Source organism: Bacillus sp. Marseille-Q3570, assembly GCF_946151055.1.
GTDB lineage: Bacteria > Bacillota > Bacilli > Bacillales > Fictibacillaceae > Pseudalkalibacillus.
In genome coordinates this window covers 252,092-276,982 of record NZ_CAMGYZ010000003.1, presented here as the reverse complement: position 1 = coordinate 276,982, position 24,891 = coordinate 252,092, and the positions used below count along the sequence as shown (strand labels likewise).

General features: G+C 44.5%; 22 protein-coding genes and 1 pseudogene. 1 reads left to right on the top strand and 22 read right to left on the bottom strand.

All coding sequences use genetic code 11. The annotated features are described in order from the left end of the window. Nucleotides 1-11: 11 nt before the first annotated feature. From N8M93_RS07185 to N8M93_RS07120, 14 genes are all read right to left on the bottom strand, one after another. Nucleotides 12-623, bottom strand: coding sequence for a class II aldolase/adducin family protein (locus tag N8M93_RS07185; protein WP_261130604.1), 612 nt, complete (start codon nt 621-623; stop codon nt 12-14). Further along, entirely contained in the window at nt 616-2,082 is a 1,467-nt protein-coding gene (locus N8M93_RS07180; protein WP_261130603.1) for an amidohydrolase, read from the bottom strand. Before N8M93_RS07180 ends, N8M93_RS07185 begins: the two co-directional genes overlap by 8 nt. Before the next feature lie 3 nt (nt 2,083-2,085). Further along, nucleotides 2,086-2,853 (bottom strand): MTAP family purine nucleoside phosphorylase, encoded by a 768-nt coding sequence (locus N8M93_RS07175; RefSeq protein WP_261130602.1) that lies wholly within the window; start codon nt 2,851-2,853, stop codon nt 2,086-2,088. 20 nt (nt 2,854-2,873) lie between these two features. Beyond that, nucleotides 2,874-3,641: an MTAP family purine nucleoside phosphorylase gene (locus N8M93_RS07170; RefSeq protein WP_261130601.1), complete on the bottom strand. Its 768-nt coding sequence runs from the start codon at nt 3,639-3,641 to the stop codon at nt 2,874-2,876. Nucleotides 3,642-3,654: 13 nt separating this feature from the next. Further along, a complete protein-coding gene (locus tag N8M93_RS07165) occupies nt 3,655-3,825 on the bottom strand; it encodes a XapX domain-containing protein (RefSeq protein ID WP_261130600.1) in 171 nt (56 codons plus the stop codon). Beyond that, nucleotides 3,822-5,558, bottom strand: coding sequence for an IlvD/Edd family dehydratase (locus N8M93_RS07160; RefSeq protein ID WP_261130599.1), 1,737 nt, complete (start codon nt 5,556-5,558; stop codon nt 3,822-3,824). Before N8M93_RS07160 ends, N8M93_RS07165 begins: the two co-directional genes overlap by 4 nt. Further along, nucleotides 5,555-6,817 (bottom strand): DUF362 domain-containing protein, encoded by a 1,263-nt coding sequence (locus N8M93_RS07155; protein ID WP_261130598.1) that lies wholly within the window; start codon nt 6,815-6,817, stop codon nt 5,555-5,557. The genes N8M93_RS07160 and N8M93_RS07155 overlap by 4 nt, the downstream gene beginning before the upstream one ends. A 16-nt stretch (nt 6,818-6,833) precedes the next feature. Continuing rightward, complete coding sequence (locus tag N8M93_RS07150; protein WP_261130597.1) at nt 6,834-8,285, bottom strand: NAD-dependent succinate-semialdehyde dehydrogenase; 1,452 nt, start codon at nt 8,283-8,285, stop codon at nt 6,834-6,836. 13 nt (nt 8,286-8,298) lie between these two features. Beyond that, entirely contained in the window at nt 8,299-9,153 is an 855-nt protein-coding gene (locus N8M93_RS07145; RefSeq protein ID WP_261130596.1) for a nucleoside phosphorylase, read from the bottom strand. Continuing rightward, nucleotides 9,150-9,941 carry a 2-phosphosulfolactate phosphatase gene (locus N8M93_RS07140; protein WP_261130595.1) on the bottom strand — a complete coding sequence of 264 codons (792 nt, stop codon included), beginning with the start codon at nt 9,939-9,941 and terminating at the stop codon, nt 9,150-9,152. Before N8M93_RS07140 ends, N8M93_RS07145 begins: the two co-directional genes overlap by 4 nt. 16 nt (nt 9,942-9,957) lie before the next feature. Beyond that, the gene (locus N8M93_RS07135) at nt 9,958-10,728 is read right to left on the bottom strand and encodes an energy-coupling factor transporter transmembrane protein EcfT (protein ID WP_261130594.1); all 771 of its coding nucleotides are present in this window, start codon (nt 10,726-10,728) and stop codon (nt 9,958-9,960) included. Continuing rightward, complete coding sequence (locus N8M93_RS07130; RefSeq protein WP_261130593.1) at nt 10,725-12,464, bottom strand: ABC transporter ATP-binding protein; 1,740 nt, start codon at nt 12,462-12,464, stop codon at nt 10,725-10,727. Before N8M93_RS07130 ends, N8M93_RS07135 begins: the two co-directional genes overlap by 4 nt. Continuing rightward, nucleotides 12,442-13,080 carry an ECF transporter S component gene (locus N8M93_RS07125; protein WP_261130592.1) on the bottom strand — a complete coding sequence of 213 codons (639 nt, stop codon included), beginning with the start codon at nt 13,078-13,080 and terminating at the stop codon, nt 12,442-12,444. Before N8M93_RS07125 ends, N8M93_RS07130 begins: the two co-directional genes overlap by 23 nt. A gap of 79 nt (nt 13,081-13,159) precedes the next feature. Next, nucleotides 13,160-13,885 (bottom strand): GntR family transcriptional regulator, encoded by a 726-nt coding sequence (locus N8M93_RS07120; RefSeq protein ID WP_261130591.1) that lies wholly within the window; start codon nt 13,883-13,885, stop codon nt 13,160-13,162. A 495-nt stretch (nt 13,886-14,380) separates the two neighbouring features. Here N8M93_RS07120 and safA point away from each other — a divergent pair, with 495 nt between their 5' ends. Then, nucleotides 14,381-15,004: a SafA/ExsA family spore coat assembly protein gene (safA, locus tag N8M93_RS07115; RefSeq protein WP_261130590.1), complete on the top strand. Its 624-nt coding sequence runs from the start codon at nt 14,381-14,383 to the stop codon at nt 15,002-15,004. A 48-nt stretch (nt 15,005-15,052) separates the two neighbouring features. On the opposite strand, the pseudogene N8M93_RS07110 reads toward safA, so the two are convergent. The 8 genes and pseudogenes from N8M93_RS07110 to N8M93_RS07075 form a co-directional block, all read right to left on the bottom strand. Next, nucleotides 15,053-16,275: pseudogene (locus N8M93_RS07110) on the bottom strand (MFS transporter). Between the two features lie 294 nt (nt 16,276-16,569). Continuing rightward, nucleotides 16,570-16,923, bottom strand: a complete 354-nt coding sequence (locus N8M93_RS07105) for a hypothetical protein (protein WP_261130589.1) — start codon at nt 16,921-16,923, stop codon at nt 16,570-16,572. Nucleotides 16,924-17,160: 237 nt separating this feature from the next. Next, entirely contained in the window at nt 17,161-18,597 is a 1,437-nt protein-coding gene (locus N8M93_RS07100) for a sodium:alanine symporter family protein (protein WP_261130588.1), read from the bottom strand. A 203-nt stretch (nt 18,598-18,800) separates the two neighbouring features. After that, nucleotides 18,801-19,568, bottom strand: a complete 768-nt coding sequence (locus tag N8M93_RS07095; protein WP_261130586.1) for an enoyl-CoA hydratase-related protein — start codon at nt 19,566-19,568, stop codon at nt 18,801-18,803. A gap of 91 nt (nt 19,569-19,659) precedes the next feature. Beyond that, the gene (locus N8M93_RS07090) at nt 19,660-20,811 is read right to left on the bottom strand and encodes a thiolase family protein (RefSeq protein ID WP_261130585.1); all 1,152 of its coding nucleotides are present in this window, start codon (nt 20,809-20,811) and stop codon (nt 19,660-19,662) included. 27 nt (nt 20,812-20,838) lie between these two features. Then, on the bottom strand, nt 20,839-21,690 hold the full coding sequence (locus N8M93_RS07085) for a 3-hydroxyacyl-CoA dehydrogenase family protein (RefSeq protein WP_261130583.1): 852 nt from the start codon (nt 21,688-21,690) through the stop codon (nt 20,839-20,841). Further along, the gene (locus N8M93_RS07080) at nt 21,687-23,231 is read right to left on the bottom strand and encodes a class I adenylate-forming enzyme family protein (RefSeq protein WP_261130581.1); all 1,545 of its coding nucleotides are present in this window, start codon (nt 23,229-23,231) and stop codon (nt 21,687-21,689) included. Before N8M93_RS07080 ends, N8M93_RS07085 begins: the two co-directional genes overlap by 4 nt. Nucleotides 23,232-23,245: 14 nt before the next feature. Next, nucleotides 23,246-24,868: a long-chain fatty acid--CoA ligase gene (locus tag N8M93_RS07075; RefSeq protein ID WP_261130580.1), complete on the bottom strand. Its 1,623-nt coding sequence runs from the start codon at nt 24,866-24,868 to the stop codon at nt 23,246-23,248. Between the last annotated feature and the right edge of the window lie 23 nt (nt 24,869-24,891).

Here is a 24,891-nt window from a genome sequence, read left to right as displayed (position 1 = left end):
TCGCCCCTCTCCTAGGTATTCGAGACTGCTTCCGGCACGTTACTTTTCAACTGTTGAAGGATAAAGGACTGCTTTGCGGTATCTTCCACCAATGTTGCGATATTATAGGCTTTTTCAAGCGTATCACCGACCGCACAGATTCCGTGTTCTTCCATCAAACAGGCTTTGATTCCAGGATAGGTTTGGAAAACATGCGTCACATTCTCTGCCAATTCCAGAGAACCTGAAGGGGCTGTACCAGCAACCGGGACATGGTCAAGGATTTTTCTGGCAGTTACCGTCGGAAGCGGCAAATCCCTACCCAGACAAGCATACCCGATTGCATAATTGGGATGGCAATGCACAACCGCATTGACATCAGGACGAGAATGATAGATTCCTAAATGAAATCGGAACTCTTTTGATGGTGTTCCAGCCCCTTCAAGCACCTCTCCATCCATTGATAAAACAAGTGCGTCTTCAGATGAAACTTCGCCAAGACTGACGCCTGAACGTTTGATGAGAATGGCATCACGGTCAGGAAGGCGGACACTGATGTTTCCTCCTGTTGCCTGGGTTAAACCACGTTGATAGACTTTATGAGAAACATAGGCCAATTCCTTTTTCAATAGCATCTCATTCATGTGTGATCTCCTCTCGAGGTATTTGGGATTCAGGTAAGATCTGTTTAAAATACGGCCTCAATTTTTCAACACGCGCAAGCGGTTTTGTGGATTTTTCGAACATTCCTTCGGCTCGTTTCCGCACTTCGTTAAGAATTCGATTTTCATCCAATGAAACAAACTTTTTATTTTTAATAGTCCATCTGCCATTCACCATTACCGAATGGATAGAAGTCCCGCTCTCTTGATGGACGAGCTGGGAAATAGGATCGTTGAATGGTGTCATGAACGTATTCTCCCGATCTAGTAGCACCATATCCGCTTTGTGGAACTGTTCGATTTTACCAATATGACTGTCTATTATTCTGCCACCGGAAGTTGTTGCAATTCGAAAGACATCTTCTGCTGACATCCACTCGGAATACGGTTGATTCACCCGCTGGATCAGAACAGCTAGTCTCATCGCTTCAAAAAGATTATGGTTCGTTCCACAGTTAGAACCATCCGTACCAAGTGCAACATTCCCACCCATTCTCAGGAAAGCAGGTATGGAGGCGATCCCGCTCCCAAGCAAGAGATTACTTGCAGGGTTATGCACAAGCGAGACTTGGCGATCTGCCAGCCATTCTAATTCATCCGGATTCAACCATACTCCATGAGCGACAGATAGCTTTTCATTCAGCAGCCCTGCATCATTTAGGGATGCGATCATTCCCTCTGGATAATGAATTTGACTTTGTTTACGTTGCATCCTTGTCTCAAGTAAATGCATGTGGACCCGTAAATCTTCCTTTTCGCTTAACGCTTTGCAAACCTTGAGCATGTCAGAAGAACAGCGTTGAGGAGCATTCGGTCCAAGCTGAATGTGGATCCTTCCCTCTTTCCCATGCCATTCTGAAAGGAGTTTGTGATAAAACACCTTCATTTCAGCAGGCGACACCCTTTTGTTCTCAGAAGTTCTCAGTTCTGCCGGTATGGAGATGTTGAAAAAATCCTCATCAGACACATCATGCATCATTGGGGCAAATGCCACACGCATTCCAGCTTCTTCATAAGCCTTTAATGCAGCATCCGAATGCCTGATATGGGGAAAGTGATCCAGACAGCTTGTCACACCTGACTTCATCATTTCAATACAACCAAGCAATACACCATAATAAAGATCCTCTTCCTCCAGTGAATGGCCATACGCTACTGTATAAAGTGTCCATAACTCGAGAGGAAGATTGTTCACAGTGCCTTTCAGCATGTTGGTATACGAATGATAATGTGCGTTCACCATCCCAGGGATCAGGATCATGTCTTGAGCATCAATTATTTCATCCGCCTGTTCTTCGAGCTTTTTCAATCCTTCAAAGGCATCTTCATTCAGGATGTGCCTAATCTGCTGGTTTTCAACGAAAACGGAACCAGTCCGCGTCCCAAAAGAGGGTTCATTTGAAATGATGAACGGATTTTTGATCAGAATTTTTTGAACCATTGATCACGCTTTTGCCAGTGTAGCCTTCTCGTATGCTTCAGGACAAGCACAGCTTTTTCTTTCCCCAGCTTGTTTGATCGCTTCTAACATCAATTGTTTGACCGTTTCTTTTTTACTTTCGCTTACTGCTTTATGTGCCTTTAACGAAGGTTTCTTTTCAGTAACCCCAGGAGCCATATTGGTCGCAAGTGTGACCACCGCATAACAGATGCCCAGCTCCCTTGCCAGGGAAGCTTCAGTGGCATTCGTCATTCCTACGACATCCATTCCCCACGAAGCGAATAGCTGTACCTCGGCCTTCGTTTCATACCGCGGCCCGTCGACACATATCAGCTTGGTTCCTTGATGAAGCGGTTCGTCAATGGCAGCTGCGGCTTTCGTGTACGTTTCCTTCAACTCAGGACAGAAAGGTTCAGTAATATCGACGGAGAATTTTCCATAGGTCTTCTCACGTGTCGTAAAATCGAAGAATTGATCCAGTAAAGATAAACTTCCCTCGGTGATTTCAGGATTGATCGCACCGACTGCTGAGAATGCAAGGATGCGTTCCACCCCCATCTCTTTCAATGCAAGGATGTTCGCACGATAATTGACAAACGGAGCAAGGGTATCATGATTCTTCCCATGCCTTGGAAGAAAGATGACCTCTTTCCCTTCATACATGGCTTGAAAAATCGTCACACTCCCATATTCCGTATTGACGGTACTTTCCTTCATATCATCGAGTAAGTTGTAAAAGCCGGTTCCTCCAATTATGCCGATCTTCATCATTACTTCATTCCCCCTTCATTTCATCGAGAAGCGACAAGTGCATTCTTAAAAGGTTTTGTGCAATTGCATTCAGGATTGATGTGGATAGTGGATATTGCTTGCAATACAAGCCTTTTCATCTTTTCTTTATTTTGAGCTGCGACATTTCTGTGTGTTTCGAGATTCGGAGGTGTCTCTGCAAACCCTGTAGCCATGTCCGTTGATAATGTCATGACAGAAAAACAAAGTCCAAGTTCCCGAGCTAACGCAGCCTCCGTCGTATTCGTCATTCCTACGACATCCACCCCCCACTTACCAAATAGCTGCAGTTCAGTCCGTGTTTCATAGATTGGTCCGTCAACACCTACCAGGGTCACTCCTTTGTGGAGAGCGATGTCCAACACGTTTGCAGCTGCAACTATTGATTCATTCATCTCCAAGCAGAAAGGTTCTGTCATATCAGCTGAAAATTCGCCATAGGTTTGATCTCTTCTTTTTGTCATATCAACAAATTGTTCTAAAAGCGAAACTCCACCAATTGGTATATCAGGGTTGATCGATCCGACAGCAGATACAGCCAAGACCCGTTCGACACCTACCAATTTCAAGGCCTTCATATTCGCTTTGTAATTGACATATGGTGCCAAAACGCCATGTGTTGTTCCATGCCTCGGCAAAAAATAAACGTCTTTCCCTTCGTGCACACCCTGGAAAAGGGTGACTTGACCAAACTCTGTGTCAATGACTCTTTCATCCAAGGAGCCAAATAAATCATAAAATCCGGTTCCCCCGATCAATCCAACCTTCATTTCCTTCCCTCCTTCAATTCGTCAGCTTTTCCATCAATACTGTCACACCATAAGCACCTAACCAGACTCCAAAAATCCCAGCTACACCAGCAAGAACTGGAGGCGCCGGAATAGGCAGCCGGATCAATTTGAAAATGACTCCTACTGCCATGCCACTCAATAACGCAAGTGCAATTTCTTTCATGTCGTCGCCTCGCTTACAGCTACTGCTTCTTCCCGGCCTTTTTCCTGATCCGCTTTCGGCAACAAAAAGTCGAAATCACAACCTTTATCCGCTTGAAGGACATGCTGACGGTAAAGCAGTGGATACCCCCTTGTGTAGTCCTCAAAATGAGGCGGTTTCCAGTTCGCTCTCCGTCTTTCAATTTCTTCCTCCGAAACCAATAACTCAAGTTTACGGGACTCTACATCCAGTTCGATCCAATCACCATCCTGAATCAATCCGATTGGACCGCCAATGGCTGCTTCCGGAGCCACATGCAGAAGAACCGTCCCGAAAGCTGTACCGCTCATACGGCAATCAGATAACCGGACCATATCCCTTATCCCTTGTTTCAAGAGTTTTTCAGGAATGGGGATCATCCCTGCTTCCGGCATACCTGGTGCACCCACAGGCCCAGCATTTTGTAAAACAAGGACACTATCAGGCGTAACGTCCAGGTCTGAATCATTCAATCTTTCTTCCATATCTTTTAAAGAGGTGAATACCACAGCCTTCCCTTTATGCTGCAATAAATCCTTTGTAGCGGCTTTCGGTTTGATGATTGCTCCATCCGGTGCGAGGTTTCCTTTTAATACAGCAATACCTCCTTCTTTATAAAGCGGCTTTTCCAACGGTCGGATAATATCACGATATTCTTGGTCAATCTGAACATCTGAAAGATTTTCCCTTAACGTCTTTCCGGTCACCGTAAGCTCCTCCATGTGAAGGAGGGGGGACAGTTCTTTCAATACGGCAGAGATTCCGCCAGCGTAATAAAGATCTTGCATTTGATACTTGCCAGCAGGTCTCATATTGGCAAGGAACGGCGTCGTCCGGCTATGCTTTTCAAAATCATCGAGATTTATATCGATGCCAAGCCTTCGTGCAATCGCAATCAAATGAATGACCGCGTTCGTCGATCCGCCTACCGCCATCAATGTCTTGATTGCATTATCAAATGCTTCCCTCGTCATGATGTCCGATGGCCGGATCCCTGCTTTTACAAGACGGACGATGGCCCTCCCTGTTTCTTGAGCTAATCTTAGACGTTCATTTTCAGTTGCAGGAGTCGCAGCTCCACCCGGGAGCATCATCCCCATCGCTTCTGCACAAGCAGCGATGGTACTGGCTGAACCCATCACCATACAATGACCAGCAGTCGGCGCAAGTCTCTCATTGATTGCATTGATTTCTTCTTCGTCCACTGTTCCGGCTTTATATTCCTGCCAGAAGAAACGGCAATCTGAACAAGCCCCAAGCGTCTTTCCTTTATACTCACCATTGTTCATCGGACCTCCTGTAAAGAGGATGGCTGGCTTGTCCGCACTTGCTGCCCCCATCAATTGGGCAGGTGCCATTTTATCGCAACCGCCGATCATGACAGTCCCGTCGATCGGTTGAGCTGTGATCATTTCTTCAGTATCCATCGCAACGAGATTCCGATAAAGCATTGTTGTAGGACTAGTGAACATTTCACCTATAGAAATCGTGGGGAATTCAAGAGGCGTCCCTCCTTCAAGGATGACACCCCGCTTGATCGCTTCCACCATCGGTTTCACATGGCTATGGCATCTGTTGATTTCACTGAATGTATTACAAATACCGATGACCGGTTTTTCAAAATCTTCTCGATCATGCCCTAAATGGCGGCTGAACGCCATTCGGATGAACTGGCTGAAACCTGCATCACCGTATGAAGTTTGTGACTTTGTCATTTGTGACCACCTGCACCTTCTGAGAAATAGTCCAATTCCCCGTCGTTCGTAAATGGTATTGGTTCTGGACTAGAAAGAACCTCTACCTGTTCGCCTGCTTCCGCTAAGAGATTTTCAGAAAGGTAGAGCCTTTCGAGTTCCAACGTATTTTCAATGATTGCAATTCGTAATGAGGTAGGATCCTCAACTGCTAAACTATCAATTGCCGTTTTCACAAGCTCTTGATCGGTATTAAAAACCATTGGAATCATTGCGCGTTGTACATACGTACTCGTCAAACAATTCAAGTACGTCTTTTGACGATCCAGCTTTTGAAACAATCGTTCGGTTGTAAAGTCAGCTAGTCCGATTCCTGTTGCATTCCCATGTGAGGAATCATCCAAATCCAACACACCGATCCTTTTATAAGATGGCGTTTCTGGTTCAGGTACGCCGAAGATCTTCGTCCGCCCGAGAACATTCGTATCCATTCCGGTACCGCTGAAATTCTTCCCCATCTTTTTAACAACCAGGATATCCAATTGTTCGATCGGAATCCTTGGAAAGTATTCCTTCGATTGAAGCAGCAACTCCCGTTCCCTGGCAAGGATCGATTGCGGTTCGATGACCTCAAGAACCGCTGTTTCATCAAAGCTGTTTTCGACAATTGCAATACCTGCAAGGATTTTTCCCGTTTCTATCATTCCTTGCCCAACTTCTTGTACCGTTTTTGACATGTTCGGAGGGCCCTGGCGATGTAATTGATTGGCACCTTTCGCTTTCCCAAGTCCGACGGTGATCATTTTCAATAAGCCACTCTCGTTCGGCCCGCGGAATGCGGTATGGAGCTTTACACGATTCAGCACGATGATTCCATCAGATTCCCAGGCATGAGTATCACAATAAAGTGTGAACCCGCTCTCCGTTTCTCCAACTTCCACGACTGTTGAAGAAGTATGGACTGGACAGCCCATTGTCTCCTCAGTAAAACCAAGACTCTGCAACACATCCATCTGTCCTTCGGGGGTGCCCCCACCGTGACTTCCCATTGCACCAATGATGAATGGTTTTGCACTTTGTTTTTTCAAATGATCGACAATCGTTTTCACGATGTGGACCCTGTTGGAGATCCCGCGGCTTCCTACAGTAATTGCAATCGAAGCCCCTATTTCCACAGAAGGGAGCTGAGTTTCCAGCTCCGCTGTGAGATGTGCCTTTATGTCTTCAATCTTTCCAACTGGAAAGCGCTGTTTCACCATAACCATTTTTGGGAAATCCATTCTCTTGACTCCTTAATCAAAGCTTGTCTGAAACCGCCAGGGATACATATTTCATTTCTAAATATTCCTTGATTCCTTCGTGACCGCCTTCTTTTCCAAGACCGGATTCCTTTATCCCACCAAATGGAGCTTCGGCTGTACCCGGGAATACATCATTGATACCGATGATGCCGTAATCGAGTTTTTCCATGACCATGATTGCTCTGTTAAGGTTGTTTGTAAAGAGGAAAGAAGCTAAGCCATAATTCGTATTATTTGCTGCTGCAATCGCCTCTTCATCTCGATCGAAGGTTTGGATCGGTACGACTGGCCCGAACGTCTCCTGCGACATGATCTTCATATCGTCTGTTACGTTTGCCAATATCGTCGGCTCAAAGAAATAGCCTCCTGGTCCATCCCATTGCTTTCCACCTGTCATAAGTTCTGCACCTCTAGAGACCGCATCTTGCACTTGGTCTTTCACCTTATTCAACCCGCTGTCATCAATCAGCGGTCCTATATCAACCGATTCATCAGATCCGTTTCCGATTCGGAGTTCTCGTACTTTTGCTTCAAGCTTTTCGATGAATTGATCCTTTACATTTGAATGCACGTAAAGTCGATTCGTACATATACACGTTTGACCGCAATTCCGATACTTACTTGCGATCGCCTGGTCGACAGCAAGATCCAAGTCAGCATCTTCAAAGACGAGCAACGGGGCATGGCCACCAAGCTCAAGGGCGAGCTTTTTAACCGTTTGAGCACTTCCTTCCATCAAGAGTTTACCGACTTCGGTCGAGCCCGTGAACGTCACCAGCCGTACATCAGAGCTATCCATGATTTCTTTTCCAATTTCGACGGGATCTCCGACGACAAGATTCAGAACTCCTTTCGGAAGTCCTACCTCTTCAAAGATTTTCACGATTTCGATTGCGCTAAGGGGGGTCTGTTCGGCGGGCTTCAGGACGACAGTACATCCTGCAGCCAATGCTGGACCTACTTTTCTCGTAATCATGGCAGCAGGGAAATTCCATGGGGTGATTGCGGCCACAACACCGATCGGCTTCGGTACGACCCAAAGTCGCTTGTTCTTTTTCGAGGAAGGGATCATTTCCCCATAGACCCGATTCGCCTCCTCTGCATACCAGAGCAAGAAACTCGCCGCAAATTCAATCTCCCCTCTTGCTTCTTTCAATGGTTTACCCTGTTCTTCTGTCAATATGGAAGCTAGTTTTTCTTTTCGTTCAAGCATGAGATGATAAGCTTTGTATAGGTAGTTCGATCGTTCCCTTGCCGTCAACTCCGACCACGACTCGAACGCATCGTTTGCTGATCGGATGGCTTCGTCTGCTTCTTTCTTTCCTCCGGAAGGTATTTCTGTAATTTTTTCTCTTGTCGCAGGATTTAAAACGTCAAGCATCGAGCCCATTTCTGACTGGACCCATTCTCCGTTGATATACATTCCTTTAACTGTATCGACTAGCATCGATCATTCCTCCTTATCCGTTTAAAGCTGGGTCTTTTTCTGCCATGGAAGGGAACCAGTAATCTTTTTGACGCTCCTTTTTCAATTGATCCCACTCTGCGAGGATCTGTACAGCAAGGTTGGCGACTCTTATACTCTTTTCAACACCGCCATACGAGAATTCATCACGAATCCGGTTGGCGACCACTGTACATACTGACCCTGCTCGTAATCCATATAATCCAGCGAGGGTAAAAATCGTTGCCGCTTCCATTTCGAAGTTCAACACCCCTGCTTTGTTCAAATCTTGTACTTTCTCTTTAAAAAACGACTGCTCATAGCCTTTGAAGCCTGTCCTTCCTTGTCCGCAATACCAGGAAGCAGTCGAACAGGAAACACCTACGTGATATGTATAGCCCAATCGTTCTGCCGCTTCAACAAGTGCTGCCGTTGTTTCATAATGTGCACTCGCTGGATAGCGATCATCGACGTAAAATTGGCTTGTTCCATCATGGCGAACCGCCCCTGACGAAATGATGACATCTCCAGGATTAATATGCTCCTGGATTGCAGCTGTTGTACCTACTCGCAAAAACGTGTCCCCGCCTAATGCAGCCAATTCTTCAAATGCACTTGCAGTCGAACCGCCTCCAGCCCCAGTAGAACAAGCTGTAATACCGACCTCTCCTACTTTTCCGCTGAATGTGCGATGCTCTCGATAGTTTGCAATTTTTCGAGACTCTGTCCATTCCTCACCAATCATATCTACACGGTCAGGGTCACCTGGTAACAATACATATTTCTCAACATCCCCTTGTTTACAACGGATATGATATTGTAATCCTTCGTCCATTACAGGTTTAGATGCGTTTGATTTCCAATTTGTCATTTGTAGATCACCTCATTGATATTTTTAACTACTATACTGCTACCTTCTGTAAATTCTAGTACTGGTGCCAGGTTTGATAGATTCTCTTCTGCACAAAGTTTGATATCTTCTTCACAGCCGATCCTCCGCATCGTTTCACCGCTGCCGGAATCCTCAAATGCATGGATAGTATCTTGATAGTTTGATAAGAGATGGGTGCTGATTTTCGCTGAATCCTTAAAGAGTGGAATCCGCTTCAAGGCCGTGGCAGCTTGCCTGCCATAATCCAGCAGGACTCCAGCTGTATAAACATCATCCAAAGCGGCAATTTGGCCATTTTCCCGCCCTGCACATACGATGACAACCCCTGTCCCGAGCTCATCGGCCATCTTGACCGCTTTATTCATGACTGCTTTGGCGTTTCTCAATGAACCGACAAGGATGTGCTCGTTACCGGATTTCCAGAGGGATAGCCCCGCCAGTGTCCCATTTGTCGTTTTCAGGACAACACGTTTTTCTTTCAGATCCATATCGTTTATTGAGATCAACGAAGGACTGAACTGTGCATATTCAGAGACATTCCCATATAGATCCTCAGCGCAGACAAGGGTCTCTTGATTAAGTAAGCCTTTCAGACCCCCTAACGTTTTCCGTTCATCATCTGTCAAGATGATTTCAGAACATCCTTTATCAAGCATTGTGATCATTGCTGTAGTAGCCCTTAGGACATCAACGAGGACACAAACTTGGGGGATATCTTCTTTCACTTCTTTCGGCATGTAAGCCACTTCAAATTTCATCTCTTCCATTCATTTGTCCCCTCCTTCAAATAAGTTTTAGAAATAACAGGTAGCAAGTAAGGGCGCACCATGCAAACCCAAAAGCAATTCCTTTTGCATTGTAGTTGATGGTCCTGATATACGTACGATCCTGATAGGCACCGTATCCTTTTGCTTCCATGGTGTTGGCGGTTGTCCGTACGCGTCGGATCGCCCCCATCAAGAGCGGTAGTGTGAACCTCTTCAAGTTTTCAGCTTTGTTTTTTAATCCTTTTTGTTTTCCGACACCACGGATTGTCTGGGCTGCTTCAATGACACGCGCCTCCTGTTCAAGTGTAGGGACAAAGCGTAGCGCTACGAAAATGGAATATGCATAACGGTACGGGACTTTCAATTTTTGCGTTAAAGAAATGACAATATCCCTCGGATCACTTGTCGCCACGAAGATGAGTGAAGTGGTGAAAATCGTCAAGATCCGGACTGTAATGGCAAGTGCGAAATCCACGGATTCAGAATAGATGTTGATAGGACCAAGTTCGAATAACACGGTTTGGCCAGGGACCAATAACACCTGCAAGATGAAAAATCCGATACTGAACAACAACATGATCCAAATACCACGAAACACGAACGTCAGGCTCAACTTGGCTAAAACGAGGGCAACGCTTATGATGGCTACGAACAATATCAATTGTGGGATTGCTGTTTCATATATGAACACAAGAATCGAGATGCACACCATCCAAATCAGTTTTGTGACAGGATCAAGAGAATGCATGAATGATTTCTTTTCATGAAATTGGAATGCTAAGCTCATAAGACCTGCTTCACCCTCTCTTCCGTTTGTAGAAATTCATCGATCGTGATGACCGCTTCATTCATATTGGTTGGGTACAACTGCTTGGCTAATTGTGATATTGGTGGTTCGATCAAGGAAGCTTTCTTCAAGACTTCCTCATTCATGAATAGCCTCTTCACATCACCGTCATAGATAAGTTCCCCTTGATGCATGACCAATGCAGAATCCGCCCATTTACAAACCAATCGAATGTCATGTGTAATCATGATCACCGTTTTCCCTTGTGCTTGAAGGTTTTTACAAAGTTCAAGCAGTTTCGTGGCACTCGCATAGTCCTGACCTGTAGTCGGTTCATCCAGAATGACGATATCCTGTCCTAAGATCAGTGAAGCAATGACACTTAATCGGCGCTTTTCCCCTCCGCTCAGCATGAATGGGTGTTTATCCTTTTGGTCATAAAGATTGATTTCCTTCAACGCTTTCGTCCCTTGCTCGACGATCTCTTCCGGCAGCGGATCGTCCCCTTCAATACCATGTTTCACTTTTAAACTGTAAATCGCTTCCTCGAAAACATTATCTGAAACAAATTGATGCTCAGGGTTTTGGAAAACATAGCCGATATCCTCTGTCATTGAGAGGAGATCACGCTTGAACGTGTCTTCTCCTTTCAAGTATACCTTGCCTTTCGGAGGTCGGATGATGCCCATCAGGTGTTTGACGAGTGTCGTTTTGCCAGAGCCGTTCGTACCAAGGATGGTCACGAAGTCACCTTTTTTAATCGAAAAACTGACATCCTTCAAGGCTTGTGTTCCATTTGGGTAATGATAATCCAATCCCTTTACAGCAAGTGCCTCAGGTTGTATCCCTGAAAGAACTTCTGATTCAGATTTCATCGGATTGTCTGGCCGCCACTTATCCTTCAACTCTAGTACAGCATCCTCGACTGAAATCGGAAAACGATCGAAGCTCATCCCCCTATCCTTGAGCTGGATTGCAAGCTCAGATATTTCCGGTACCCAGACTCCCATTTCCGTCAAGGTATCGATTGATGTTTCTAACACATCCTGCGGGGTTCCTGATTGGATGATTCTCCCTTCATCCATGACCAGAACCCGATCCACCAGATGCATGATGTCATCAATTTTGTTTTCAACGACGATGATTGTATGACCGAACTCCTTATGCAGGATTTGAAGCAGATCGAAAATGTCTTTCGTCGCCTGTGGATCTAGATTTGCTGTTGCATTATCCAGTACAAGGATCTGAGGTTCCATCGCCAATACCGAAGCGATTCCAACTTTTTGCTTTTGGCCGCCCGAAAGTTCAAATACTTTTCGTTGTTCAAAACCGGTCATCCCCACTTTTTCGAGACAATTCTGTATACGACCGCGGATTTCTACAGGATCCACCTTCAAATTTTCAGGTGCAAAAGCGACTTCATCTTCAACGTATATGTTACAAAGCTGAGCATCGGGGTCTTGAAAAACAAGACCCATGCTCGTTGATAAATCTTTCAATTCAAGTTCTAATACATTTTTCTCCTCAACAATGATCTCTCCACCGATCCTGCCTTCCATCACATTCGGAATGATGCCGTTGAACGTCTGGCAGAGGGTGCTTTTTCCACAACCACTTGGCCCCACGATAAGAACAAATTCACCTTCATTGATTTCGAGAGAACAATCCTCTAAGACCGGCTCTGTTTCATCCTCATAGATGTAGGTAACGTTTTTAAGCTGAATGATGGGTTTCACCTATGCCCACCTCTTTCTTTTGCTGCTTATGGATATTGAAACCTTTTAAAATATCAGTCCTTACAAGCAAGTCGCCGATTAGTTTACTTAACCAGCCAGATAGGACGATACCACTTAAAAGTCGGACAGCGAAAGCAATGAGTAGAATTGTGAGACCCCATTTGTAGTATCCGAACCAGAAGGCCGCGATGATGAACCAAAGTGGAACAGCTAGTAATCCGGCAACGCCTGTGCTCAACCAATCCCACCGCTTATAACGGAACATCATGAACCCAAGCTCGACACCTAAACCATCTGTCACAGCTGCAGTAATGGAGATCAAACCATTTGGATTTCCGGATATGATTTGAACAACCCCTGCAAGAGTCAGTGTAAAGAAGGCAGCCCCTGGTTTTCGGATAATGTACGCCGCTAAGACTCCCGAAATACTATAAAGCCCTAGAGTGATTGATGTCAGAATCGGTCCTCCCAATGCAGTGAGCAATTGATTCAACATCGCCAAATAAGTAAGTGCTACACCATTCACAATAGCCAAGATTGCCATCAATACGATATCAACCGTTGTAAGCCCTTTCATTTTACGGCTGTTTTTAACCGCTTCTACCGCTTTTGCCATTTAAGTTTCCTCCCTTTTTTTCAAACCCGTATTTCAACCCAAAAACTTGTCCGACTGTCCAGGTAGTAGTGCACCTCCTCTAGCCTCTTTTACGAATGACATTGAATTCGAAATTGTCGCTTAAGTAGTAACTGTCCGAATATAAGACAGGGATCCCAGTATTGGAGTAATGCGTTTGTTTCAGCAGGAGCAATGCGCTTTGTTCGGACAGTTGAAGTTTTGAAGCGATTTTCTCATCGCTTATGACTGCTTTTATGGAACATACCGAAAAAGACACATTAAGATCAAAGTTTTCAAGGAATTCCAGTAAGGATTCATAATAGATTTCTTGATATTCATGTTCCATCCCTAATCGATACGGAATGTAATCTTCTACGTACACAACTGGATCTTCATTTGCAGTACGCACACGTTCGATATAAAAGATTTCATCCTGTTCTTTTCCCAGTGATAGAATCTTCTTCATTTCCGGGGTAGCGGACTGAACTTCGGATTTTACATTCATAGTGCCAGGGTTGTACCCGTGGGCTTTAATGATGTTCGTTGAACTTTCCAGGGTGGAAATGTTGGTTTTCAAGCTGCTTTTCGATCCGATCACAAAGGTACCGACACCTTGTCTACTAAATAAAAATCCTTCCTGCTCTAAAGTCCGAATCGCTTCTCGGATTGTATTTCTGCTTACTCCTAGTTGATTGGATAACTTTTGCTCGGAAGGAATTTTGTCCATGGGTTCTAAGTTGTCGTTGATCAATTCATAAATCATGTCTCTGGCTTGAAGATACAATGACCTGTTTGCCAACTTCATCAATCATCACCACTTTATGTAAATTGGAACAACCTCCTACGTTGGTCGTCCTACAAGTATTATATTCATAATTTTCGAACGATTACAACACCTATCTTTGTAATCTTTAAAATTTTTAGAAAATTAGTACGAAAGGCGTATTATGAGTTTTACAACTGATTTTTACGAAATCCCCTTCAAATTGCAGGTGATCACCAACCTCCTGCCTATTGCAGAACCATAAGTTTTTGCTGATTATCGGAGATTTACTTTTAGGCAAGCAAACGTTAACGGACACAGAAGACCTTATTTCGTTCTTTTGGCATATGCTTTTGAGATTAACGGACACCAGGGACCTTATTTCGTCAAAATGATCGAAAATCTCATGTTTTGTTCACAGATAACGGCTCTCATGTCCGTTACGTAATTTCAAAAAAGTAAATTGCCTACTAATCTGTTGATCTAAGGAATAATTTACCGGTTTCATTGTTTACGAGGATTTGTAATACTTTTAGTATGAAAGCGATTACGAAGATTTGCCTCACTCTATTGTTGTCAGTCACTCAAGTCACGGGATTCAATCACGAAGCATCTGCTGCTACTTCGCACACTGTTCAATATGGAGATACAATGTGGAAAATCGCAATGCGCTATGAAGTCGGAGTTTCCGAAGTCATCAATGCGAATCCACACATCAACAATCCTAATTTGATCTATCCGGGACAACGGTTGAACATCCCGACAATCAATGGGGTGAAATCTGTGGAAGCTCAGGTTGTCGATCTCGTCAACCAGGAAAGAGCTAAACGTGGTTTACACCCGCTGAAAGAAAATTGGGAATTATCAAGAGTTGCCAGATACAAATCAAAGGATATGCTCCAGAAAAATTATTTCAGCCATACATCTCCAACATACGGAAGTCCTTTTCAGATGATGAGAGACTTCGGTATCTCCTATCGAACAGCAGGTGAAAATATCGCAGCAGGACAATCGTCTGCACAAGCAGTCATGAACGCGTGGATGAACAGCGATGGTCATCGTAAAAACATACTTTCAAGCAACTACAAGGAAATCGGGGTCGGATATGCAAAAGGGGGAAGCTACGGCCATTACTGGACCCAAATGTTCATCACTCGTTAAGGAAAAAGCCACCTACACAGAGGTGGCTTTTTACATATTCTCATTGGCTTACTCCGCCCATTTTTCCAGTGTTTCATCTTTAGGTAGCAGCATCGTGAACAACCCGAGCAATGGCAAGAAGCTGATCGCCAACATCGTAAAAGAGATGCTCGTTACATCAGCCAATTTACCAAGCAACACCGATCCTAATGCTCCCATTCCAAAAGCGAGTCCGACGATAAGTCCTGAAACCATCCCGATCCGCCCTGGCACCAGTTCCTGTGCATAGACAACCGTTACGGAAAAACTCGTATTGAGGATGAAGCCGATCAAGAAGAACAACGGGATGACTAAAAGCAATCCTACGTGCGGTAATAGTAAAGCAAGAGGCGCAGTTCCTGCCAATGACCAGAAAATCATGTTCCGTTTTCCAAGCTTATCAGCTAATGGACCTCCAAAAAAAGTTCCAAGGACTCCTGCTGCAAGGAAAATGAACAAATAGATTTGCGCTTGCCTGATTGATAATCCATAATCGTCAATCAAATAAAATTGATAATAGTTTCCGATCCCAGAAAAATACCATGAACGGGCAAACACAAGGAATATCAAAATGATCATCGCGAAAACGACTTTCTTTTTCCGTTTAACCTGGATGTTTTTCTTTTGTCTCGTTTTTGACACTCTAGGAAAATTCACCAACTGTTTGCTGTACCATCCCGCTACATAAAACAAGACGAAAATTGCAATTCCCGCAAACGAAGTGAACCAAACGGCACCAAATTGTCCAAGCGGTACAAAAACAAGTGCTGTCATGATTGGCGCGAGAGAAGTTCCTGTATTCCCTCCAACTTGGTAGATCGATTGGGCAAGTCCTCTTCTGTTTCCTGCTGCCATATAAGCTACCCGTGAACCTTCAGGATGAAAGACTGCTGAACCTAGACCGATTCCGATAACAGATAAAATGATGAATGCAAATGAATCTGCAAATGCAATTCCGAGCATACCAGCTAGGCTTGCGCCCATCCCCAGGGCAATAGATATGGGGAAGTGGAACGGTCTGTATACCATCCGACCACTGGCTGCATCACCGATGATGTCATATTCAGTGTAAAGGCAATCCATCCTAATTGTGTGAACGAAAGCCCCATAGAACGCTCCAATATAGGGAAAATTGCTGGAATGACCGCTTGCATCGAATCGTTCAACAAGTGGACAAAGCTGATCATGAAAAGTATTGGATAAACCGTAGCTGCAGGTTTCTGTACAGGAGCCTGCATTGACCCTACCGCCATATGCTTTCCTTCTTTCCTCTTATATATATGTAAAATAGCATACCACTTTTTTAATGGTTTTTGGTAAAGAAAACTTGGTAAAGCCGAGTCTTTGGCGCAGGCTGAGCCTTAGTTGAACTTATACTGAGAAAATATTACAATACTTTCTTTAAGTGTAAAATCAACGATGAATATTCACAAAAAAAGACTGACCTTCTTTCGGGTCAGCCCTGTCAGTTCAACTAAATATAGATGTTCTTTATTCGTGTTAGGTTTTCGAGGAACAAGAATGTTTATTCTTTAAATGTAAGAATCTCAACTGTCTGTAAGCGTCAGCTGAATCGGTTTTACAGGTTGCTCAGGATTATAATTGACCTGTTCATCCAAATGTTGTAACTGCATCTTCAAATCCTCTTCATCAAATGGGAAGTCATCGATTTCATCTAATTGTTTCAGAAAGGTTTTATGGAGTTTGTTATAGCCTGCCCATTTCTTTTTATCTGCCTGTTCCATAAGCGCAGAAAGTGTAGCAAGGCATTTTGCGAGGTCTTTTTTATCCCCTTCCATCAATATTTCTCTGCTAATATGATGACATGTTACATAATCGCGCTTATCATTGAACGTCTCCATGTACTGATTGATCCTGACTAATTGTGCTTTATTTTTCATTGTTGTCCCCTCCGTTCGTGCATCGATTTCTTTCTATAAACATTCTGATGATTTGGCGGTTGCTTGAGTAGTACAAAAGAACGGTTCAGCCGGATTATGCTTATTAATGGCCAGATGATTACGAAAATCCGCCGGATTACATAGTATATCGGCCGGAATATCCGGCCGAATCAACCCTTCCTACTTCAAAATGGAAAAGCCGGCCGAACCGTTGTCGACCAGCTATCTGATTAGATTTTACTGCTCTTTTGCCATAGTTTCGTGATATTCACGTTCTTCGTCCCAGATCTCTGTATTCTTCAATCCAATTGTCCTCGGGTTGAAAATTGGATTCTTTCCAGTACGTTTTTGTGTAACATAATCCTGTAAGGCATTGAATGCAATTTTCCCGAGCATGGCAATGGCAATCAAGTTGACGAGCGCCATCGTAGCCATGAACAGATCAGCGAGGCTCCAGACAATTGCAAGCTGTGCGACAGAGCCGAACATGACCATTCCTACGACTGCCAATCGGTATATGAAAATCCAGCCCTTTTTCTCAGGATTGATGAATTCGATGTTCGTTTCACCATAATAATAGTTCCCTACGACGGAACTGAACGCAAACAAGAAGATGAATACTGCCACCAAGAATGAAGCCCAATCACCGACATGGTAGGTAAGAGCTTGTTGTGTCAGCTGGATGCCATCTTCTGAACCCGTATATTGTCCAGAAAGAATGATCATCATCGCTGTTGCTGTACAAATCAATAACGTATCTGTAAAAACACTCAACGTCTGGATCAGACCTTGTTTAGCAGGGTGTGAAACGTTTGCCGTAGCTGCTGCGTTCGGCGCACTACCCATACCGGCTTCATTCGAGAACAATCCGCGTTTGATACCATTCATCAGTGCAGCACCAAGTCCTCCACCGATAGCTTCCTCCAAACCGAATGCACTTTTTACAATCAAGGCAACTACTGATGGAAGTTCTGTTATATTCACAATTAATATATAGAGAGCTAAAAGTAAGTATAGGATCGCCATCACAGGTACAATCGCTTCCGCAACACGGGCAATCCGTTTAATACCACCAAAGATGATGATCGCGACGATTGTACTGAGTGTTATTCCAAAGACCACTCGGCTAAGACCGAATGAATTTTCAAATGCTAATGAAATTGTGTTAGCCTGAACCGAGTTGAACACCAATCCGAAAGTAAATGTGATAAGGACCGCAAACAGGACGCCCATCCATCGTTTGTTAAGACCTTTTTCCATGTAATATGCAGGTCCGCCTCTGAAACCAAAGTCGTCTTTCACTTTATAGATTTGTGCAAGTGTACTTTCCACAAAAGCAGTCGCTGCCCCAATCAAGGCAATCATCCACATCCAGAAGACCGCACCAGGCCCTCCCAATGAAATCGCTAACGCTACACCAGCCAGGTTCCCGGTACCAACACGAGAAGCTGTACTGATACTGAAAGCCTGGAAGGAAGATACCCCCCGTTTCTTCTTATCCTTTGAAAGGGTTGCACCTTCCCCTAAGAGCTTGACCATGTCCTTGATCATGGTGAATTGTACAAATTTTGTGCGGATGGAGAAATAAATACCAAGAATGAGTAATAGTGCAATCAAAACATATGTCCATAAAATATCATTTCCCCATCCGATGATGGTTTCTAACCAAGACAAACGTATCACCTCTTATGTATAAATTTTACGCATACTGTTCCCTATTGTATTACACACGATGCAGCCTGTCATTGGATGCTGTTGGTAATACAAAAACGCATGCTATATTTTGGTAATACCCGTTTTCAAGTACGGAATAACTACCTAATTGAAAAAGGTTGTCCAATAAGTCATTTTGGACAGCCTCTTTTTGTTCCAGCTCATTAATGACGATGCAAGAAAGCCTTGATGCGCCTTTGATGTTCTGTTGTCTTCCTCATTTTACCTTGAGCCTCATTTTCCAATTCAATTGTATTCGTAAGCTCCGGCAGATTCAGTGAATTCAAGATCAATTTTGTTTCGATCAATGCTTCAATCGGCTGGTTCAAAAATTGTTTTGCAATTTCTTCAGCATGTGAGAATGGTTGATCGCTGACGACTTTGTCGATCAACCCGAGCTGAAACGCTTCTTCTGCGTTGAACGTCTGACCGTTCCATATCGCTTGCTTTGCCTTTTGGTCACCCAGCTTGTTTTTCAAAAGATAATGGCAACCGCCATCAGCGACAAGCCCCACCTTGATAAAATTCAAACCGAAGCTCGCGTCCTCTGAAGCGACAATGTAATCAGATGCAAGGGCCAGACTGAACCCGAGGCCAGCTGCTGGACCATGAACAACCGAAATGACGATCTTAGGCAACGTATATATTTTCAACATCATTTCTTGTACCTGATCCATGATTTCATTGAAACGGGCTTCTGAAATATCCTCTATCATCGAAGTAATATCTCCCCCGGAAGAAAACCCCGGCCCTGCTCCAGACAAAAGCACAATGTTCGCATGGCTTTCAGTAATGGAATCAAGCGTTTCAATCAATTGCTCAATCAATTCAACATTCATCGCGTTCAGTACCTGTGGCCGGTTCAACTCAATATGTGCAACCTGATCGTTGATTTCCACTCGAATCGGTTGACTGGAACCTGTAGCAGTCATATTTGGTCTCCTCTCCATTTTCATCATACTCGATGTTATCATGAATGGCTGTTTTCGGTTTTTTCTGCAATCAGCAAACAATTTTTCTTAATCATAGACGCTCAATGATTGCAGCGGTTGCCATACCATGCCCGATACAGATGGTTAATAATCCATATTTCCCGTCTATCCGTTCGAGTTCATGCAGTAAAGTGGTAATCAGCTTCGCTCCTGTCGCACCTAATGGATGTCCTAATGCGATTGCGCCTCCATTTACGTTCACTCGATCAAGCGAACCACCGATTTCTTTTTCCCATGCGAGCACAACAGGGGCAAAAGCTTCATTGATTTCAATACGATCCATATCTTTGATTGAAAGTCCCGCTCTGTCCAACACCTTTCTGGTCGCTGGAATAACACCATCCAGCATCAGAGTCGGGTCTGAACCCACAACGACACGTTCGACGATCCTTGCACGAGGTTTCAACCCCATCGATTCCGCTTTCTTCTTTTCCATTAAAAGGACAGCCGCAGCTCCATCACTCATCTGGCTTGCATTCCCAGCAGTGACGACACCATCTGGCTTGAAGACCGGTTTAAGACTTGCAAGAGCTTCAAGGGACGTATCCTTCCGCGGGCCTTCATCCTTAGAAACTGAAATCGGATTTCCATCCGGATCTTCCCCATTCACAGTAAGGATTTCACGACCAAAGTGTCCCTCCTTTTGTGCATGTAAGGCCCTTCTATGGCTTTCATACGCGTATCGGTCTAGTTCCTCTCTGCTCATATCATATTTATCAGCAATCAATTCCGCGGAAACCCCTTGATGAACAAAATTATATTTTTCTTTCAGTGAATTCGGGATCGTCTGTGCATTCCCATCACTTAGGATCGGGACCATCGTCATGTTTTCGACACCTGCCGCGATTGTAATGTCCATATCCCCAGCTAAAATTTCTTGAGCAGCAAAATGTAAAGCCTGCTGCCCGGAGCCGCACATGCGGTTGATTTGGACGGACGGTACTTCCACAGGAAATCCGGAATCGAGCGCTGCGAGACGTCCAATATTGAAACCTTGTTCAGAATGTGGCGTCACGCATCCCATTACGATATCTTCAATCAGGTGCTTTTCAATATCCGCTCTTTTTGTCACTTCATCCAAAACCGCCCCAGCCAAATGGACAGGATGGGCGTTCCTGAAGACCCCTTTCCGTTTACCGACAGCAGTCCGTACTGCTTCTACAATCACAACTTCTCTATTCATGTATGTTCCCTCCACTCCGCTGAATATTTATTTATCGTACTTGTAAAATCCACGTCCTGTTTTGACACCGAAGTGTCCTGCTTCAACGAGCTTTCTTAAAATTTGTGGCGGGCGGAAGCGATCCCCATATGCATCCATCATGCCCTCACATACGAACATCATCGTATCCAAGCCGACATAATCAGCAAGCTCCAAAGGTCCCATCGGATAATTCAATCCGAGACGGATCGCTTTATCGATATCTTCAATAGAAGCAACACCTTCCTCATAAATCCGCATACACTCGATCATATGCGCGGACAGTGCCCGTGTTGTAACGAACCCCTGGGCATCCTTTACGAGTACCGTCTTTTTACCGATGTCTTCAGAAACTTGTTCGATCGCTTTGACAGTCTCCTCTGACGTATCGATTCCTTTGACAATTTCAATCAGTTTCATAATCGGAGGCGGGTTGAACCAATGCATGCCGATCACTTGGTCAGGCCGCATGGTTGCAGATGCGATCGCTGTTACGCTGAGTTCTGATGTATTGGTGGCAAGGATCGCTTTTTCAGGAGCCATCTCGTCAAGTTGTTTGAAGACGCTTTTTTTCAAGTCCAGATTTTCCGGCACAGCCTCAATGATCAGATCACTTTCCGTACACGCGACATGGAGCTCAAGAGAGGTAGAAATATTCGCAATGCTGTTCTCGACATCCTGGGTAGATAGATGGCCCGCCTTGTGTAATCGTCCTAGGCTTTTCTGGATTTTGTCCATCCCTTTATTCAGTGCTTCTTCGGTAATGTCCTGCATGATGACTCTTTTACCTTTCATAGCCATAGCTTGGGCGATTCCATTTCCCATCAGCCCTGCACCAATGACCCCTACTTGATTGATCATGTTTGTACATTCTCCTTTGCCTGTTGATCGATATAATGTTTTCTCAATTGGAACTTCAGAACTTTCCCGGATGCATTCCTTGGTAATTGCTCCAATTGGTAAATCAAGCGCGGTACTTTATAGCCTGCTAGCTTTTCACGGCAAAATGCCTTGATTTCCTCTGGATCGATTTTTACCTCTTTTTTGGGGACGATGATGGCAGCAACGGTTTCACCCCATATTTCGTGGGGTACACCGATAACCGCTGTTTCAAGCACACTCGGATGCGCATAAATCGCTTGTTCCACCTCTGTTGAATAGACGTTTTCACCCCCGGAGATGATCATATCCTTCTTACGATCGACCAATGTAATGTACCCTTCTTCATCCATCGTCGCCAGATCTCCTGTATAAAGCCATCCCTCACGAAGTGTTTTCTGTGTTTCTTCTGGTTTATTGTAGTACTCCTTCATTACCGTTTCGCCACGGATGATGAACTCCCCTATTTGACCTGTCGTTACATCTTCTCCCATCTCATCAACCACTCTCACCTCAGTATTCGGAATCGGGGTACCTCCTGCTCCGATTTTATCGAGATGGCGGCTTGGTGTGAGACAAACACCTCCAGGGCCTCCTTCTGTCAACCCGCACAAGTTATAAAACTGTTTATGACCGAACAACTCCATGCTTTTCTCTAACAAAGAAAGAGGCATCGGTGCTGCTCCATATGCACATTTCCGCACGGAAGATAGATTGAATTCTTTGCCATTCGGAACCTGGAGGAAAAAGTTATACATCGTCGGTACTCCGAAGAACACCGTGATTCTATGTTCTTCAAATGCCTTCAAGGTCTGCACCGGATCGAAATCCCGATAGATCACCTGTGTACATCCTAAAAATGTACTGAGTACCATGAACAAATTCAGCTGGGCACAATGATAGAGCGGTGCGATATGGATGACCCGATCTTCCACAGTCAAACCCATCATTGCTGTCAAGTTGATCCCGACATGAAAGACGCGATGATGATCGAAGAGCGCCCCTTTCGGCCTCCCTGTCGTCCCAGAGGTATAGAGGATTTCACAATCATCCGCTTCAAGAACTTCAACTTCTGGATTGCGATAATCAGAAGATAGGATGCCATCCATAAGAAGCTGATCTGTAAACGCTTTTTTGCCCGTGCAAATCAATAGTTCCACCTCAGACGTGTCCTTGCAAGCCCTCTGTATGACCTCAGCAAATTCTTCATCAAACACAACCATTTTTGCATCAGAATCGCAGAGGAGGTACTCGACTTCAGAAGCAGTCAGTCGGAAGTTGATTGGAACTGCCACAGCACCAGCCTTCATAAGAGCGTAAAAGACGATCACGAATTGATCCGAATTTTTCATCATCATCGCGACTTTATCACCTTTTGAAAGTCCTCTAGCAATCAAGCCGTTTGCAAGCCGGTTGACCTCTCGATTCAGTTCTCTATAAGTAATAGAGCGTCCTTCACAGATAATTGCCGTTTTGTTTGGAAGCCTTGTTGCATTCCGAGAAAGCGATAATCCTAGATTCATAACTTTTCCCTCCTTTATTTAGATGTTGTTTGCAAATAATCTTTCATCTGGTCACGTAATGCACGTTTCAAAAATTTACCGACAGAGGTTTTAGGTATTTCTTCGAGGAAGACAATATCATCCGGCAGCCACCACTTCACAAATTGAGGACGCAGGAAATCCATCAGCTCTTCTTTCGTCACTTTATCTTTCATCCCATCTTTCAGAACGACACAGGCAAGGGGGCGTTCCTGCCATTCACTATGTGGTACAGCAATGACAGTCGCTTCAAATACAGATTCATGTGCCATTAATGCATTTTCCAGATCGACAGAAGAAATCCATTCCCCTCCGCTCTTGATGAGATCCTTCGTTCGATCCATGATTTTGATGTTTCCTTCTGGATCGACCGTCACGACATCACCGGTGTGTAACCAACCATCCCGGAACGCCTCTTTCGTCCGATCATCTTTATAATATTCATCCGCTACCCAGTTTCCGCGCAGCAGCAGCTCACCCATTTCTTTTCCGTCCCATTTCACTTCGCCGTCCTTACCAATGACTTTCATCTCGACACCCGGGACGGCATATCCTTGTTTACTTCGAAAATCAAGCCGTGCTTCTTCCGGGTAAGACTTTTGATGACTTTTAATACGCGATACTGTAACAAGAGGACTGGTCTCTGTCATGCCATAAGCATGAAGGAATGGGATATTGTACTTCTTCTCAAAAGTTTGGATCATCGACTTTGGTGCGGCGGATCCTCCACATAGAATCGCCCTTAAACTGCTCGTATCATAGCTGCCATTTTCAAGCTCTTTCAGAAGAGCGATCCAGATGGTCGGCACTCCCGCTGTCAACGTTACGCGATGGTGCTCAATCAATTCAGCTAACACAGCAGGGGTGGGCATCGGTCCTGGAAGAACTTGCTCGGCGCCGAACCATACAGATGCGAAGGGCAGTCCCCACGCATTTACATGGAACATTGGAACGACCGGCATCATCACATCTGATTCGGAAATAGCTGCACTATCTGCAAGACCGAGAGACATGGTATGAAGGACGATCCCCCGATGTGAATAGACCACTCCCTTCGGATTACCTGTAGTTGCTGAAGTGAAACACATTCCTGCTGGATCATTTTCATCAATATCTTTCACAAATTCAAAATTTTCGTCCCCTTCATCGACGAGTTCTTCAAAATGATAGACGTTATGAAGTGTTGTTTCGGGTAGTGTATCGTCATCTGTCATGATGATATAGGCCTGTACCGTCTTCAGTTCGTGCTGGATTTTTTCAATGATTGGAACCAATTCAGCATCGATGAACAAAGCCTTGTCTTCTGCATGGTTGATGATATAGGAAATATGCTCAGCAGAAAGCCTGATATTGATCGTATGCAGGACACCTCCCATTCCCGGGATTCCGAAATAGGCGGTTAGATGTCGGTGATGATTCCATGCAAATGTTCCGATCCTGTCCCCTTTCCGGAGTCCGATCTTAATCAAGGCACTTGATAATCTTCTTGTATCATTGGCCAATCCGGCATACGTCAAATTGTAGAAACTCGTTGCAGTCCTTGAATGTATTTCCTTATGTGAGAAATACTTCTCTGCATGTTCTAACATCGCTGGTACAGTCAATGGAATATTCATCATAATAAATACCTCCCTTTTTTGGT